Source organism: Lentzea waywayandensis (genome assembly GCF_900115955.1).
GTDB lineage: Bacteria > Actinomycetota > Actinomycetes > Mycobacteriales > Pseudonocardiaceae > Lentzea > Lentzea waywayandensis.
Genome location: NZ_FOYL01000009.1, coordinates 1 through 15,907, shown reverse-complemented (window position 1 = coordinate 15,907; position 15,907 = coordinate 1). Strand labels below are relative to the sequence as shown.

The 15,907-nt window shown below is 68.9% G+C and carries 12 protein-coding genes and 3 riboswitches; of the genes, 8 read left to right on the top strand and 4 right to left on the bottom strand.

Annotated elements, in window-relative coordinates; translation table 11 throughout:
- Window positions 1–216 precede the first annotated feature (216 nt).
- Together BM417_RS29950 and BM417_RS29945 are read left to right on the top strand one after the other, a co-directional pair.
- Window positions 217–2,430, top strand: a complete 2,214-nt coding sequence (locus BM417_RS29950; RefSeq protein ID WP_218164601.1) for a glycoside hydrolase family 9 protein — start codon at window positions 217–219, stop codon at window positions 2,428–2,430.
- A 96-nt stretch (window positions 2,431–2,526) separates the two neighbouring features.
- Window positions 2,527–3,471, top strand: coding sequence for a glycoside hydrolase family 6 protein (locus tag BM417_RS29945; protein ID WP_245822244.1), 945 nt, complete (start codon window positions 2,527–2,529; stop codon window positions 3,469–3,471).
- Window positions 3,472–3,561: 90 nt separating this feature from the next.
- Here the strand turns inward: BM417_RS29945 and BM417_RS29940 are convergent, their stop codons facing one another.
- Window positions 3,562–4,515 carry a helix-turn-helix transcriptional regulator gene (locus tag BM417_RS29940; RefSeq protein WP_093601508.1) on the bottom strand — a complete coding sequence of 318 codons (954 nt, stop codon included), beginning with the start codon at window positions 4,513–4,515 and terminating at the stop codon, window positions 3,562–3,564.
- A 62-nt stretch (window positions 4,516–4,577) separates the two neighbouring features.
- Here BM417_RS29940 and BM417_RS29935 point away from each other — a divergent pair, with 62 nt between their 5' ends.
- Entirely contained in the window at window positions 4,578–4,976 is a 399-nt protein-coding gene (locus BM417_RS29935) for a VOC family protein (RefSeq protein ID WP_093601506.1), read from the top strand.
- 7 nt (window positions 4,977–4,983) lie between these two features.
- Here the strand turns inward: BM417_RS29935 and BM417_RS29930 are convergent, their stop codons facing one another.
- Window positions 4,984–6,417 (bottom strand): FAD-dependent monooxygenase, encoded by a 1,434-nt coding sequence (locus BM417_RS29930; RefSeq protein ID WP_093602042.1) that lies wholly within the window; start codon window positions 6,415–6,417, stop codon window positions 4,984–4,986.
- A 105-nt stretch (window positions 6,418–6,522) separates the two neighbouring features.
- Between BM417_RS29930 and BM417_RS29925 the strand changes: the two genes are divergently transcribed.
- From BM417_RS29925 to BM417_RS29915, 3 genes are all read left to right on the top strand, one after another.
- Window positions 6,523–7,128, top strand: coding sequence for a GntR family transcriptional regulator (locus BM417_RS29925; RefSeq protein ID WP_218164600.1), 606 nt, complete (start codon window positions 6,523–6,525; stop codon window positions 7,126–7,128).
- Window positions 7,129–7,175: 47 nt separating this feature from the next.
- A riboswitch (cobalamin riboswitch) is annotated at window positions 7,176–7,387 on the top strand.
- A gap of 110 nt (window positions 7,388–7,497) precedes the next feature.
- Window positions 7,498–9,852, top strand: coding sequence for a ribonucleoside-diphosphate reductase subunit alpha (locus tag BM417_RS29920; RefSeq protein ID WP_245822243.1), 2,355 nt, complete (start codon window positions 7,498–7,500; stop codon window positions 9,850–9,852).
- The gene (locus BM417_RS29915; RefSeq protein WP_245822242.1) at window positions 9,849–10,877 is read left to right on the top strand and encodes a ribonucleotide-diphosphate reductase subunit beta; all 1,029 of its coding nucleotides are present in this window, start codon (window positions 9,849–9,851) and stop codon (window positions 10,875–10,877) included. The genes BM417_RS29920 and BM417_RS29915 overlap by 4 nt, the downstream gene beginning before the upstream one ends.
- Before the next feature lie 53 nt (window positions 10,878–10,930).
- Here the strand turns inward: BM417_RS29915 and BM417_RS29910 are convergent, their stop codons facing one another.
- Entirely contained in the window at window positions 10,931–11,932 is a 1,002-nt protein-coding gene (locus BM417_RS29910) for a prenyltransferase/squalene oxidase repeat-containing protein (protein WP_093601502.1), read from the bottom strand.
- A gap of 33 nt (window positions 11,933–11,965) precedes the next feature.
- A riboswitch (cobalamin riboswitch) is annotated at window positions 11,966–12,075 on the bottom strand.
- 86 nt (window positions 12,076–12,161) lie between these two features.
- Window positions 12,162–12,301, top strand: a riboswitch (cobalamin riboswitch).
- Between the two features lie 84 nt (window positions 12,302–12,385).
- Between BM417_RS29910 and BM417_RS29905 the strand changes: the two genes are divergently transcribed.
- Together BM417_RS29905 and BM417_RS29900 are read left to right on the top strand one after the other, a co-directional pair.
- A complete protein-coding gene (locus BM417_RS29905; protein ID WP_093601500.1) occupies window positions 12,386–14,812 on the top strand; it encodes a hypothetical protein in 2,427 nt (808 codons plus the stop codon).
- On the top strand, window positions 14,812–15,582 hold the full coding sequence (locus tag BM417_RS29900; RefSeq protein ID WP_245822241.1) for a flagellar hook-length control protein FliK: 771 nt from the start codon (window positions 14,812–14,814) through the stop codon (window positions 15,580–15,582). Before BM417_RS29905 ends, BM417_RS29900 begins: the two co-directional genes overlap by 1 nt.
- A gap of 5 nt (window positions 15,583–15,587) precedes the next feature.
- Here BM417_RS29900 and BM417_RS29895 read toward each other — a convergent pair.
- On the bottom strand, window positions 15,588–15,907 hold a 320-nt coding region (locus tag BM417_RS29895), incomplete at its 5' end, for a transposase (RefSeq protein WP_143138862.1).

Sequence of the window (15,907 nt, the reverse complement as noted above, 5' to 3'; positions counted from 1 at the left end):
CTGCGGCTTCGGCCGGTGTGCGCCCATCGGGATCGGGGGAAACTGTGAGCGCTTACAGGACTGTAGCCACGAGGCCATCCGGATGTGAAGAGGTAGCGCCAGTCACATTTCGATGACGCGGGATCGTTGACAGGCGGGGTCGGGTGGGTGAACATTCGCCTCGACGCTGCGGTCGCGCCGGGAGACAGTCGACCTCGAGAGGCCCCCGGTATGTCCGTGAAGACCAGGCTGGTCGCGACCGGCCTTCCGTTCGTCCTGATCGCCACGATCGCGGCACCCGCGACCGCGGCCGAGCCCTATGAGCGGGTGCTCAACGGCAAGTTCGACAGTGTGAAGACCCCGTGGTGGAGCAGCGGAATCGCTCCGTCCACTGTGGCCGACGGCAGACTGTGCGCGCAGATCCCCGGCGGCACGGCGAACCCGTGGACGGCGATGATCGGCCAGAACGACATCCCGCTGGAGGCCGGTCAGCCCTACACGCTGCGCTTCACCGCGACCGCCACGAAGAACGTCACGGTGCGGGCGGCGGTCGCTCTCTCCGTCGCGCCGAACACCACGGTGCTGAACAAGGCCGCCGCACTCACCAGCACTCCCAAGACGTTCGAGTTCACCGGCACGTCCACAGTGGCCACTCGCACCGGCGGTCAGGTCGCGATCCAAGCCGGCGGCGTCTCCGCGGAGCCGTACACGCTGTGCATTGACGACGTGTCGCTGACCGGAGGAATCGTCCCGCCCGGTGGTGGCTGGGACTACGGCTCGCCGGTGCGCACGAACCAGTACGCCTACCCGACGGCGGGCACGAAACGCGCCTCCATCGTGAACGGCTCCACCGAGCCGGTCGACTGGCAGCTGCGCGACGCCGCGGGCGCCGTCGTCCAGGCGGGGAAAACGCAGGTCAAGGGCAACGACGCGATGACGCGCGACCACGTGCACATCGCCGACTTCTCGGCCTACAAGAAGGCTGGAAGCGGTTACAGTCTGACTGTCGGCGACCAGAGCAGCTTCCCGTTCGACATCACCGACAAGCCCTATGACCAGCTGCGACGGGACTCGCTCGCGTACTTCTACCACAACCGCAGCGGCATCCCGATCGAGGCGAAGTACGTCGGTGAGGCGTACGCGCGACCCGCTGGACACGTTGGCGTGGCGCCGAACAAGGGTGACGTGTCGGTTCCGTGTCTGCCGGGGGAGTGCGACTACTCGCTGGACGTGAGCGGTGGTTGGTACGACGCGGGTGACCACGGCAAGTACGTCGTCAACGGCGCGCTCGCGGCGTGGCAGCTGATGGACACCTACGAGCGGTCGCTCCACACGTTCGACATCGAGGGCTTCCGGGACGGCCTGCTGTCCATCCCCGAGCAGGACAACCACCGTCCCGACGTGCTGGACGAGGCGCGCTGGGAGATGGAGTTCCTGCTGAAGATGCAGGTCCCGGCCGGCAAGCCGCTCGCGGGCATGGTCCACCACAAGATCCACGACCTGGCCTGGACCGGCCACCCGATGCTGCCGAGCAACGACCCCCAGCCGCGATACCTGCATGCCCCGTCGACGGCCGCCACGCTGAACCTCGCCGCCGCCGGTGCCCAGTGCGCCCGTGTCTACAGGCTGTGGGACCGCGCGTTCTCCGACCGCTGCCTCGCCGCGGCCGAGACCGCCTGGAAGGCCGCCCTGGCCACCCCGGCCAAGTACGCCCCGAGGGAGGACAGCGTCGGTGGTGGCGCTTACGACGACACCAACGTCACCGACGAGTTCTCGTGGGCCGCGGCCGAGCTGTACGGGACGACCGGCAAGCGCGAGTACCTGAACAAGGTCACCACGAAGCTGACCTCGGCCGGGTTCTCCTGGAAGGACACCGGTGGCCTGGCCGACCTCACGATCCTGCGGCTGCCGCTGAAGTTCCCACTCGACCGCGTGATCACCGCCCGCGCGCGGGTCATCAACGTCGCCGACGGTCACCTGCGCGACCTGAGGTCACAGGGCTACCCCAACCCGTCCAAGCCGGCCGACGGGCTGTACGCCTGGGGCTCGACCAGCGCGACGCTCACCGCGTCGATGATCATGGCGATGGCCTACGACACCACGCTCGACCGCAAGTACAGCGACGCGGTGCTGGAGTCGATGGACTACCTGCTCGGCCGCAACGGCCTGAACCAGTCGTTCGTCAGCGGCTACGGCGAGAAGGCCAGCAAGAACCAGCACCACCGGCACTGGGCGCACCAGGTCGACGCCAGGATGCCGAACCCGCCTGCCGGGTCGCTCGCCGGTGGCCCCAACTCGGGCCTGCAGGACCCGGTGGCCCAGCAGAACCTGCCGGGCTGCGCGCCCGCGAAGTGCTACCTCGACGAGCTCGGCTCGTGGTCGACGAACGAGGTCGCCGTCAACTGGAACTCGGCCCTGGCCTGGGTCGCGGCGTTCGCCGACACCCGCTGACCTGCCCGTCACGAGAACTCCCACCGCTCGTCCGCACGATGCCGCGCGGGCGGGCGGTGGGTGAGAGGAACAGTCCCATCCGAGAGGAGATCCACAGTGCGGTGGATTGCCCGTTCGACGGTCGCGGTCTGCGCGGTCTTGCTGCTGTCTCCGGCCACCCCTGCCACAGCAGCCAGCCCGATGGACCTGACCAGCGGTTTCTACGTCAACCCCAACTCCGCGCCCGCCACCTGGGCCCGGAACAACCCGAGTGACTCCAGGTCCGCGCGGATCCAGTCCTCGATCGGCTCCCGGCCGATCGCGCGCTGGTTCGGCAACGACGCCGCCATCGGCTCGACCGTGGCCAACTACGCGGGCGCGGCCGACGGCCAGGACAAACTCCCCGTCCTGGTCGCCTACAACATCCCCAACAGGGATGCCTGCGGCGGCCACTCCGGTGGTGGCGCCGGCAGTGCCTCCGCCTACCGGACCTGGATCTCGAGCTTCGCGGCCGGGATCGGGACCAAGCCCGCGGTGGTGATCATCGAACCGGACGCGCTCGCCGCCTACGACTGCCTGACGGCGGCGCAGCGGACGGAGATGGCGGGCCTGCTCGAGTACGCCACCGAACAACTCAAAGCCAAGGCCCCCAACACGTACGCGTACCTCGACGGCGGCAACGCCGGCTGGGTGTCGCCGTCCACCATCGCGTACCGGCTGAACGAGGCCGGCGTGCGGAACGTGCGCGGGTTCTCGGTGAACGTGTCGAACTACTACACCACGAGCCAGTCGACGAGCTATGCCGGTCAGGTCAACGGCTTCCTCGGCTATCAGGCCGGTTTCGTGGTGGACACGAGCCGCAACGGCAACGGGCGCGGTGACGGCTGGTGCAACCCGCCGGGCCGCAGGCTCGGCGTGGCACCGCAGATCGGTGGTGGTGCCGACTTGTTGTTGTGGGTCAAGACACCGGGTGTGTCCGACGGTCCGTGCGGCATCGCGCCGACCACACCGGCGGGCACGTTCAACCCCGATCTGGCCATCCGGCTGATCGACGGCGTCTGATGAAGTAGGGCCAGGGGCACGGGCGGCTGGAACAACCGCGTGCCCCCGGCGGATCAGAGGCTAGCTGGAAAGCGCTTACCTTCCTAGAGGTCAAGACAAAGCAGATTTCCTGAGCCGGTCGGCGAGCGCTACGACCAGGTCGCGCAGCTCGTCCGGTCGCTCGATGACGAACGGCAGGTCCAGCGACGCGAGGACGCCGGGCAGCCAGTCGAGCCGTTCCACCCGCAGTTCGACCCGGGACCAGTCCGACTCCTCGACGAGCGCGACGCTCGCGGGCAGCCGGGTGCGGATCTGTTCGGCCGTTCCCCGGATCCGCAGCGTCACCTCGTGCCGGTAGGCGGCGGTGGCGAGTCCTCTTAGGACCAGTTCCGCCGGGTCCACTCCCTCTGGCGGATCGAACGAGCCGGGCAACGTGCGTGCGCTGCCGATGCGATCCAGCCGGAACGTCCGGTCCTCACCGATCGCGGGGTCGGCACCCGTCACGTACCACCGGCCAGAGTGAGCGACGAGCCCGTACGGGTGCAGCGTGCGCTCGCTGTGTCGGCCATCCCTTGCGGTGTACCGGATCGAGATCGGCCGGTGGTGCCTCACCGCGTCGGCGATCGTGAGCAGCACCGTCGCGTCAGGGGCGGCCGGCTCGCCTTCCGGTGCGGTGAAGGCGATGGAGCCGAGAACGGCGTCAAGTCTGCCGCCGAGTCGTTGCGGCAACACGCGCCTGATCTTCGCCGCCGCTGTCTCCCCGGCCGTGCTGGTGGCCGTCATCAAGCCGGATCGACGTCCGGCGACCAACCCGAGCAGCACGGCGAGCGCCTCGTCGTCGCTCAGCATGAGCGGAGGTATGCGGTAGCCGGACGAGAGCCGGTAGCCGCCGTAGCGGCCGCGCACCGACTCGACGGGCACGTCGAGATCGACCAGGTGCTCGACGTACCGGCGCACCGTGCGCTCGTCCACACCGAGCCGGTCGGCGAGTTCGGCGACGGTCCGGACGCCTCCCGACTGGAGGAGCTCCAGCAGGGTGAGGACGCGCGCGGTCGGCCTGGGCATGTCCGAAAGTATTCCGCAGATACCGGGCGGGTTCTGTCCGGTATCGCTCCTAGCGTGCAGCTATGGACTTCATCTCGATCCGCGTCATCACCGGCGACATCGCCCGCCTCGTCGGCTTCTACGAGCGGGCCACCGGCCTGCGGGCGAACTGGGCGAACGACGACTTCGCCGAGCTCACCACCGATTGCGGCACCCTCGCGATCGGCAGCACCCGCACCGTCGGCCTGTTCGTGCCCGGCTCGGCCGAGCCGGGCACGAACCGCAGCGTCATCATCGAGTTCCTCGTCGACGACGTGGACGCCGTGCGTCAGAACCTGGCCGGCTTCGTGGAGGACGTCGTCACCGAGCCCACCACGATGCCCTGGGGCAACCGCGCCCTGCTGTTCCGCGACCCCGACGGCAACCTCGTCAACTTCTTCACGCCGGTCACCCCGGCCGCCATCGCGAAGTTCGCGCGCTGACAGCCCGTCAGGAGGCGAACGGCTTGCCGAACCAGCGGGCGAGGTGGTCGTTCAGGTCCTGCTGCTGCTCGCCGATCCAGGCGACGTGCCCGTCGGGCCGCAGCAGGACGGCCGGAACGTCCAGTGCCGCAAGGGGATCCGCGAGGAGATCCACTCGATCCGACCAGCCGTCCACAGCCAGACGTCCGGTGCGGTCGAGCAGGAGACCGCGCCCCTGGTCCATCCGGTCGTAGAGGCGGCCCTGTGCGAGATCGATGTCGGGCAACCGGCGGCCGAGCAGGTCGGGGCCCTCGCCGAAGTCGTAGCGGATGCCGATCGCGGTGATCTTCTCGATCAGCCGCCGGTTCACCTCGTTGATGTCCATCAGTTCGGTGAGCAGCCTGCGCACGGCCTGCGCACCCGGTTCGGGGGACGAGAGCTGCACCTGGGCACGGGTGTTGTCCAGGACGTCGGCGGCGACCGGATGACGTTCGGCGTGGTAGCTGTCCAGCAACGTCTCCGGCGCCCAGCCGCGGACCTGGGCGGCCAGCTTCCAGCCGAGGTTGACCGCGTCCTGCACGCCCAGGTTCAGGCCCTGACCACCGGCGGGCGGGTGGACGTGCGCCGCGTCGCCGGCCAGCAGCACCCGCCCGGTCCGGTAGCGCTCGACCAATCGGGTGGAATCGCCGAAACGGGACAACCAGCCAGGGGAGTGCACACCGAAATCGGTTCCGGCGATAGCGCGCAGTTCCCGCCGGAAATCCTCGATGGTGGGCGGTTCCGTGCGATCCTCGCTGACTTCCGGGCAGGGGATGATGACGCGATAAACCCCGTCGCCGAAATGTCCGAGATGGAACAAATTGGTGGTCTTGCGGATTTCCTCCACCTTGGCGGCGATCTCGGACTCCGGCGCGTCCGCTTTCATCTCGCCCATCAGCGTGTCGTTCCGCGAGGGCTCACCGGGGAACCCGACGCCGAGAAGTTTGCGCACCGTGCTGCGGGCGCCGTCGCAGCCGACCAGGTACCGCGACCGCAGCCGCTCGCCGTCGGCCAGTTCGACGGTCACGCCCTCGTCGTCCTGCTCGAACCCGGCCACCGCGGCACCGCGCCGGATCTGTGCGCCCAGCGTGATCGCGTGGTCGGCGAGCAGGTGCTCGGCGGTCGGCTGCCGGATGCCCAGCAGGGAGGTGAACGCGGAATCGAGGCCCCCGGGCGTGGGTTTGGGGATGGCGGCGAAGGCGCCACCGACCGGACGTTGCCGTCCGTGTTCCAGGAAGCGGTCCAGGAGTCCGCGCATCGCCAGGATTTCCAGACTGCGAATGTGCAGACTCACAATCCGCACGAACGACGACGCGGGCTCGGGTTCCTTTTCCGCAACGAGCACCCGAACGTCGTGCAACCGCAGTTCGGCGGCCAGCATCGCACCGGTCGGACCGCATCCGGCAATGATCACGTCGAACATGAACCACCCATTCAGCCCCGGCATCGGCGGCCCAGTGTGGAGGTCCCTGGATCTGGTCGCAAGCGATATATGGTGAATCGTGTATTCACGGTGTATACAGAGGTGGTGAGCCAAAGTCTCAAGGCCTATGAACAGCTGCGCGACGAGATCGTGGCGTGGGACCTGGCGCCGGGGGCGCACCTGAACGAGGTGCGTCTCGCCGAACGGCTCGGCGTCTCGCGCACACCCCTCAGGGAGGCGATCCAACGACTCGCGCGGGAGAACCTCGTGCGGATCACGCCGGGGCGCGGCGCGTTCGTCACCGAGGTGGCACTGAGCGACGTGAGGCACCTGTTCCAGATGCGCGAGGCGCTGGAGACGTACGCGGTCAAGATGTGCGCCCGTGCCCACGACCGCTCCCGGTTCGCGCGGCTGCACTCCGACTTCGCCGACGGCGACCCCGAGGAGTTGATCGCGCGGCTGGACGCGTTGATCGACGAGGCGGCCGGCAACCCCTACCTCGGCGAGGCGCTCGGGTCGTTGCGAGGGCAGCTGCGGCGGTTGCGGCAGGCGGCCCGTCGCTCGCCGGAGCGGCTGGCGGTGACCGTGCGGGAGTACGGCGTGATCTGCCAGGCGATCGCGGACGGGGAGGAGGACAGGGCCGCGCTGGCCATGTCGTTCCACATCCACAACAGCCTGCGCGCCCTGACTGACGTCCTCTGGGCCAACTGAGCGACACGCCCACTAGATGTAGTTGCTCGTGGCTCGACCGCGCCCATGTATTGTGCTCCGAAGCTGGTTCGGCCGATCCTCCAGATCGGTCGTCGCAAGAGGGAACCCGGTGTGAGTCCGGGACTGCCCCGCAGCGGTGAGTGGGAACGAAAGCCGTCAGAAAGCACTGGACATCGATGTCTGGGAAGCGACGGCCGGTAGGCGCCTGGCGACAGGCTCGCCCACGAGTCCGAAGACCTGCCAGCGCCCCGCACGTGCCTGCGTGCGGGCGTCCGCGGCCCCGAGGGAGGGCGGGAGGACGTGGCGGTCGCGCGCGCCCGTTCACTCCTCGCTTCCCCGTGGCCACCCGAGCTCGCGAGGAGAGAGCTAGTGACGGCGGTCGACACGGTCACCACCACTATGCGCGTCAAGAAACGCAACGGTTCACTGGAACCGGTTGACTTGAACAAGATCGTGCGCGCGGTGGAGCGCTGCACGGTCGGTCTGCACGACGTCGACCCGTTGCGGGTCGCCACCAAGACGATCAGCGGCCTCTACGACGGCGCCACCACCGAGGAGCTGGACCGGCTGTCGATCCAGACGGCCGCCGCGCTCGTGTCCGAGGAGCCCGAGTACTCCAAGCTCGCCGCCGGGCTGCTCGCCGCGTTCATCGAGAAGGAAGTGCGCCGCCTGGGCGTGATGTCCTTCAGCCAGAGCATCGCGCTCGGCCACGCGGAAGGCCTGATCGGCGACGCGACCGCGGAGTTCGTGGCCGCCAACGCCCGCAAGTTCGACGACGCGATCGACCTCGACGGCGACCGGCGGTTCGAGTACTTCGGCCTGCGCACGGTCTACGACCGCTACCTGCTGCGCCACCCCGCGAAGCGTTCGGTGATCGAGCAGCCGCAGTACTGGCTGCTGCGCGTCGCGTGCGGTCTCTCGCAGACGGCGACCGAGGCGATCGACTTCTACCGGCTGATGTCGTCGCTGGCGTACCTGCCCAGCTCGCCGACGTTGTTCAACTCCGGCACCCAGCACACCCAGATGTCGTCGTGCTACCTGCTGGACTCGCCGCGCGACGAGCTCGAGTCGATCTACGACCGCTACAAGCAGATCGCCCGGCTGTCGAAGTTCGCCGGCGGCATCGGCGTGCAGTGGTCACGGGTCCGTTCGCGCGGTGCGTTGATCCGCGGCACGAACGGCCACTCCAACGGCATCGTGCCGTGGCTGCGCACGCTCGACGCGTCGGTCTCGGCGGTCAACCAGGGCGGTCGGCGCAAGGGCGCCGCCTGCGTGTACCTGGAGACGTGGCACCCGGACATCGAGGAGTTCCTGGAGCTGCGCGACAACACCGGTGAGGACGCGCGCCGCACGCACAACCTCAACCTGGCGAACTGGATCCCGGACGAGTTCATGCGCCGCGTCGAGGCGGACGCGGACTGGTCGCTGTTCGACCCGGACGAGATGCCCGAGCTGGTCGACCTGTGGGGTGACGAGTTCGACCGCGCCTACCGCGGCGCCGAGGAGGCCGGCCGCGCCGTCCGCACGGTCAAGGCTCGTGACCTTTATGGACGGATGATCCGCACGCTCGCCCAGACCGGCAACGGCTGGATGACGTTCAAGGACACCGCGAACCGCACCTGCAACCAGACCGCGTCGCCGTCGAACGTGGTGCACCTGTCCAACCTCTGCACGGAGATCCTCGAGGTCACCAGCGACGAGGAGACCGCGGTCTGCAACCTCGGGTCGGTCAACCTCGGCGCTCATGTCGACGGCTCCGACATCGATTGGGAGCGGCTGCGTTCCACGGTCCGCACGGCCGTCGTGTTCCTCGACCGCGTGATCGACATCAACTACTACCCGACCGAGCAGGCGGCGCGGTCCAACCCGCGCTGGCGCCCGGTGGGTCTCGGTGTCATGGGCCTGCAGGACGTGTTCTTCAAGCTGCGCCTGCCGTTCGACTCGCCTGCCGCGCGTGAGCTGTCGACGCGGATCGCCGAGGAGATCTACCTGACGGCGCTGGAGTCGTCGGCGGAGCTGGCCTCGGTCGCGGGCGCGCATCCGGCGTTCGCGGAGACCCGTGCCGCCAAGGGAGATCTCCAGCCCGATCTGTGGGGCGTCACGCCCACGCAGACCGAGCGCTGGGCGTCGCTGCGGGAACGCGTCAGCGAGCACGGCCTGCGCAACTCGCTGCTGATCGCGATCGCGCCGACCGCGACGATCGCCTCGATCGCCGGTTGCTTCGAGTGCATCGAGCCGCAGGTGTCGAACACGTTCAAGCGCGAGACGCTGTCCGGTGAGTTCCTCCAGATCAACTCCTACCTGGTGCGCGAGCTCAAGGCCCGCGGCCTGTGGACGGAGGCCGTGCGCAACCGGCTCAAGCAGGACGACGGCTCCGCGCAGGGCATCGCCGAACTGCCGGAGGACGTGCGTTCGTTGTTCCGCACGGCCTGGGAACTGCCGCAGAAGGCGCTGATCGAACTGGCCGCCGCGCGTGGCCCGTACGTCGACCAGAGCCAGTCGCTGAACCTGTTCGTCGCCTCGCCGACGATCGGCAAGCTCTCCTCGATGTACCTCTACGCCTGGAAAGCCGGGCTCAAGACCACGTACTACCTGCGCTCCCGTCCGGCGACGCGCATCCAGCAGGCGACGACCACGACCGCCACGGCGGTGCCCGTCGTGACCTCGGACGAAGCCATCGCCTGTTCCCTCGAGAACCCCGAGTCCTGTGAGGCCTGCCAGTGACCACGCTCGCCAGCACCGCACGTCAGAACGCCCTGCTCGACCCCGGCATGGACCTCACCCTGCGGCCCATGCGCTACCCGTTGTTCTACGAGCGCTTCCGGGACGCCATCAAGAACACGTGGACGGTCGAGGAAGTCGACCTGCACTCGGACCTCGCCGACCTGAACAAGCTGTCGGAGGCCGAAAGGCATCTGGTCAACCGGCTGGTGGCGTTCTTCGCGACCGGTGACACGATCGTCGCGAACAACCTCGTGCTGAACCTCTACGAGCACGTGAACGCGCCGGAGGCCCGGCTCTACCTGTCGCGGCAGCTGTTCGAGGAGGCCGTGCACGTCCAGTTCTACCTGACGCTGCTCGACACCTACCTGCCCGACGAGAACGACCGCATCGAGGCGTTCGCCGCCGTCGAGACGATTCCGTCGATCCGCGCCAAGGCCGAGTTCTGCTACAAGTGGATCGACTCGATCTCGGACCTCAAGCGGCTGGAGTCGCGGGAGGACCGCCGGTCGTTCCTGCTCAACCTGATCTGCTTCGCGGCGTGCATCGAGGGCCTGTTCTTCTACGGCGCCTTTGCCTACGTCTACTTCCTGCGGTCGCGCGGGCTGCTGAACGGTCTCGCGTCGGGCACCAACTGGGTGTTCCGCGACGAGTCGATGCACATGGCGTTCGCGTTCGACGTCGTGGACACCGTGCGCCGCGAGGAGCCCGACCTGTTCGACGACTCCTTGTACGAGGAGGTCAAGCAGATGCTGCGCGAGGCCGTCGACGCCGAGGTGCAGTTCGCGGAGGACCTGCTCGGTGGCGGTGTCGCCGGCATGTCGGTGGCGGACATGCGGTCCTATTTGGAGCATGTCGCCGACCGGCGGTTGCAGGTGCTCGGCATCGAGCCGATCTACGGTTCCAAGAACCCGTTCGCGTTCATGGAGTTGCAGGACGTGCAGGAGCTGTCGAACTTCTTCGAACGCCGCGTGTCCGCCTACCAGGTCGGTGTGACCGGCACGGTGGCGTTCGACGAGGACTTCTGAGTCGTGCGGACGCGGTGCCCCTGGCCGGGAATCCGGTCAGGGGCACCACTTCGTCAGCAGGCGAGCGTCGGCGCGGCGGGGTTGCCGCCGCCGTCGAGGTTCGCGAGCTTGACCCCGGTCAGGCCGAGGACCGCCTGAGCCGTGGCACGGGGCGCGGTCGTCTGGTCGAATCCCGTTGCGTCGTAGGCGATCGCGCCGCGATCCGGCACGGCACCCGAGCAGCCGACCGCGAGCGAACGCAGGAACTGACGCGCCTGCGTCGCGGCGGCCGGGCGGTGACCGGCCAGCGCCTCGGCGGCCAGGCCGGTGCTGTTGGCGTTGGAAGCGTTGGTGCCGACGGAGAAACCGCCGTCGGCGTTCTGCTTCGAGACCAGCCACGTGGTGCCCTCTGTGGCGTTGACGCTGTCACCGGTGGCGCGCAACGCCTGCACGACCATCGCGGTCGAGTCCACGTCACTGACGCACGGAGTCTGACCGAAGTTCAGCGGGAAACCTCCATCGGGGCACTGGGTTCCGGCGAGGAAGGTCCTGGCCGGCGCGGGCGTGCCACCCGGCGTGCGGTCGAGGGCGATCAGCGCCAGGGACTGGGTGAAGGCGTTGGAGAAGTCACCGAAGTCCGACCGGTCGGAGAACCTGCCCGACGGAGCGAGCAGGCCGCGCAGACCGGCTTCCAGGTCGACACCGCCGAACGAGTTGCCGTTCTTGTGGCGCACCTTCGCCGCCAGCAACAGCTTGGCGTGCGCGCCCGCGTAGGCCTCGGTGCCGGAACCGACGTACCCGGTGGTGATCTCCGGCCTGGCCAGCCACGTGATGGCCTTCTCGGCGTTGGTGTCCGACGAACGGGCTGCCGCGAACGCGAAGATCGCGTCGATCGTCAGGCCCTGGTCGGGGAACTTCTGGCCGCCGAAGTCGGCCTCGAACCGTTCGCCGTCGACCAGTTGCCGGGCGAGCCAGCCCGACGCGGCGTCGGCTTTGTCGTGCGTGGCCGCCACCGCGGGGGTGACAGTGGTGCCAATGCTCAGCATTGCGACAGCAGCGAGCACCAGACGTCTCATGAGAACCCTTTCCCGCACTTCCACGACAGGAGTTGGTGAACACCGCGCGATGCGGGTGACCGGGCTCGCCCGTGAGGGCACACCGTTGCGGGACAGCGCCGGATTCTCACCGGACTTCCCCCGCGCCGCGCTGAACGTCCAACAGGTTCTCATGCCGCGCAAGGCCTCGTGCCGAGCCGGGATGTGACGCTCGCCTCCGACCCCGAAGGCGGTGCCGAACAGCGGTTTCCAGGTGTTAACCTCGCTCGGCTCGACAACTACATACCTCGCCCGTGACGGGGAAGCCGGTCGGAATCCGGCACTGTCGCGCAACCGTGGGCCACTGCTGAAGTGGCGAGTCGGGTCACCATCCGGGCGGGGTGAACGGACCGACCGCTGTCGCGAAACGCAGGGGTGGCTGCCGGCGCCGCGCGCCGTCTCCTCTCCTCGAGCAGCACGAGGAGGGGGAGAGAAATGACCGGGCGCAGGAGCCTGGCCGCACTGGCGTTCGTCGTCAGCGCGGGCCTGATCGCCATGACGATCGCCGGAACCGCGGCTGCCGCGGGCGATCGCGAAGCCGCCCACTCCAGTTCCGTGTGGCTCTCCCACCAGCTGCGACCCGACGGCACCCTGGAGAACCCGCTCGGCGGTGAGCTGCCCGACCACGGTTTGATGCTCGACCTGGTCTTCGCGCTGCACGCCTCCGGTGACGGCGCGCTCGCCGAGCCGATCATGAAGTTCCTGGACGACCAGGGGCACGCCACCGACTACTTCACCTGGGACGGACTGGCTCCCGGCCAGGGCTTCGACCAGATCATCGTCGGCGGCGCGGCGGCCAAGACCCTGCTCGCCGCCCAGATCTCCGGCCGCGACCCGCGTGACTTCGACGGCCACGACATGGTCGCCGAGACGAAGGCGACGATCCGGCGCTCCGGCGTCGACGTCGGCCGGGTCAGCGACTACTCGAAGAACCCCGAGTGGTCGGACATGGTGAACAACAACGCCAACATGTTCGGCCAGTCCCTCGCGGTGATCGGCCTGGCGGTGGCGGGGGAGAACGACCAGCCCGCCATCGACAAGATGGTGACGCAGCAGTGCTCCGAGGGCTACTTCCGCATCTTCTTCGGCTACGTCCAGACTCCTGATGGCCTCAAGGTCTCCTCGTGTGACGAGGGCAAGGCCGACGGCTCGTCGTCCCCGGACGGCGACGCGACGGGCCTCGCGCTGTCGGCCATGCTCGCCGCGAAGCGCGCCGGGGCGGCCGGGCTCGACGAGCCGATCGCCAGAACCGTGACGTGGCTGAAGAACAACCAGACCGATGGCGGTGGCTGGGGTGGCGGTGTCGGGACCGAGGCGCCGAACACCAACAGCACCGGCCTGATCGTGCAGGCTCTCGCGGACGCGGGCGGTGCGGGGCCCGAGGTGGGCAGGGGCACGGAGTTTCTGAAATCCGCGCAGGCAGTCGAGTCCGACGCGGGCACCGCGCTGGCCGGGCACATCGGTGCGATCGCGTACAACCCGGCCGCGTACCAGGCAGCCCGCACCGGTGGCATCGCCGGCATCGACACGTGGATCAGGGCGAGTGCACAGGCCTCGCTCGGGTTGTCGCAGATCGGTTTCTACGCGCTCGCCAAGGGCGAGGGGCCCGAGCCGACCCCGACAACCACCACGGCGGCTCAGGGCACGACGACTGCACCACCACCTACGACCGCGACGGTCACCGTCCAGACGCCTGCGCCGACGACCAAGCCGAAGGCCGCGGTGCGCCAGCCCGCACCGGCACCGAAGACCGTGCAGGCCGCCTCGAAGAGCTCCGCCGCGAAGCTCGGCGCGTACCTGGCCAACAAGCTCGTGCGCGGCGACCACGTCGAGGTCACCGAGAACGACAGGACCTACGTCGACTACGACGCGACCGCGGACCTGGTGCTGGCGCTGCACGCGTTGGGCGAGCAGCCGGAGGCGGTGAAGAAGGCCACGGAGTTCCTGCTGACTCCGGACGCGATCAACGCCTACGCGCACGGCGCCGGGCAGGAGACCGGTGAGGCCGCCTACGCCGAACCGCTCGCGAAACTCGTGACCCTCGCCGAGTTCCAGAAGTCCAGCGACCTCGCGAACCGGTTGCGCGCAGAGCTGGCCGGGCTGCGGGGTGCGGACGGCCTGTTCACCGACACCGGCTCGTTCGCGGACTCCGAGGACTCCGTTGGCCGCCACACCTGGGCGGTGCTCGCCACCGTCGCCGACCCCGGCCAGGCGATCGAGGCGCTGGCCGCCCGCCAGTGCGCGGACGGCACGTTCCCGGAGCACATGGACGAGAAGGACTGCGAGAGCGGCGATCTGGCCTCCACGGCCGCCGCGGTGACCGCGCTGAACAGCAGGCCGTTCACCGACGACGCGCCCGTCGCCCAGATCCCGGCCGAGTGGTCGAAGGAGCGTGCGGCCGCGTTCGTGAAGGCGATCTCGTTGCTCAGCACCAAGCCGAACGGCAAGGGCATGGTCGACGACGACGGCGGCGCGCCTTCCATCGCGTTGAGCGCCTCGCTCGCCGGTGCTCGCCAGGCCGCGGGCCTGGACGCGACCGGCACCTCCAGGACGATCGGCGGGATGGTGCTCGCCGACGGCGGTCTGCCGCGGGTGCCGGGTGGCGACAGCGCGACCGACTTCGGCACGAGTCTCGTTGCGGCACAAGGCATCGCGGGACGGTCGTGGGTCAACGCGGACGGCTCCCCGCTGTCGCCGGTGGTGCGCCTGCCGCTGACGGAAACCAAGCCGGTCCCGGTAACAGCCGCCCAGAACGCTCCGTGGCACCCGCCGCTGTGGTCCTACTTCGCGCTCGGCGGAGCCATGGTGCTCGCCGGCCTCGTTCTGCTGCTTCGCCGTCGTCTCACTCAGGGGGTTCAGTGATGAAGAGAGTTCTCGCCACCGCGTTGGTCCTCACCGGACTGGTCGTCGCACCCGCTCCGGCCAGTGCAGCGGGCTACGACGGCATCTGCACCGGCGCGGACGCGTTGAGCGGCACGACGATCGTGGTCGACTTCCAGGAGCTCGACGGCAACGGCGGGGTGGCCGCGCCCACGATCACCCGGTGCTCGCCCAACGCCACTCCCGGTACCGACCGCACCGGCATCAAGGCGTTGCAGGACGCGGGAATCACGGTCGCGGGCACGGTCAAGTGGGGTCTCGGTTTCGTGTGCCGGCTGAACGGCCGCCCGTCGTCGACCGAGAACATCCCGGTCACCGGCAACCCGACCTACAAGGAGGGCTGCTTCAACACCCCGCCGGCCTCCGCGTACTGGGGTTACTGGCACGCCGACGGTTCCGGCTCGACCTGGACCTACAGCAGCTACGGCGCGTTGAACCGCAACGTGGTCCCCGGTGGTTTCGAGGGATGGTCGTTCTCGCTGAACAAGTCGGCGAGCACCAACCCGGTTCCCGGGGTGACGCCGACGAACCCTGCGGTGAACGCGAGCAACCCCACGGTGGCCCTCTCGATCAACGACCTCGACCGCAAGATCACCCTCGGCCAGACCACGTCGCTGAGCTGGACCTCGGCCAACGCCACCTCGGTGAGCGCGTCGTCGGTCTCCCCGGCCAGTGGCGGTGGTGGCTGGTCCGGCTCTCTCGCGACGTCCGGCGGCACGCAGAACATCACGCCGACCGCGAAGGGCACTTAGAACTCCTAACTCAATGAGAGGTTGCGGAGGCGGCGCCAGCAGATGATGCCGCAGGCCAGGCTGAGGAAGGCTTCGTGGATGTCGTCGCGGATCTCCCAGCGGATCCGCAGGCGGCGGAACCAGTGCAGCAGGGCGAAGGTCTGCTCGACGACCCAGCGGTGGACGCCGAGGCCGGAGCCGTGTTCGCTGCCGCGACGGGCGATCACAGGCGTGATGCTCTTGTCGCGCACCAGCGTGCGGTACTTGTCGTGGTCGTAGCCGCGGTCGGCGTACAGCGCGTCGGGCCGGAACCGGGGTCGGCCGCGTTTGCCGCGTACCGGCGGGA

What these genes read in the sequence shown, in the direction of transcription:
- BM417_RS29940 (WP_093601508.1), bottom strand. Translation starts at nt 4,515, where the DNA reads ATGCCCAGGCCGACCGCGCGCGTCCTCACCCTGCTGGAGCTCCTCCAG.
- BM417_RS29935 (WP_093601506.1), top strand. Translation starts at nt 4,578, where the DNA reads ATGGACTTCATCTCGATCCGCGTCATCACCGGCGACATCGCCCGCCTC.
- BM417_RS29930 (WP_093602042.1), bottom strand. Translation starts at nt 6,417, where the DNA reads ATGTTCGACGTGATCATTGCCGGATGCGGTCCGACCGGTGCGATGCTG.
- BM417_RS29910 (WP_093601502.1), bottom strand. Translation starts at nt 11,932, where the DNA reads ATGAGACGTCTGGTGCTCGCTGCTGTCGCAATGCTGAGCATTGGCACC.
- BM417_RS29905 (WP_093601500.1), top strand. Translation starts at nt 12,386, where the DNA reads ATGACCGGGCGCAGGAGCCTGGCCGCACTGGCGTTCGTCGTCAGCGCG.
- BM417_RS29900 (WP_245822241.1), top strand. Translation starts at nt 14,812, where the DNA reads ATGAAGAGAGTTCTCGCCACCGCGTTGGTCCTCACCGGACTGGTCGTC.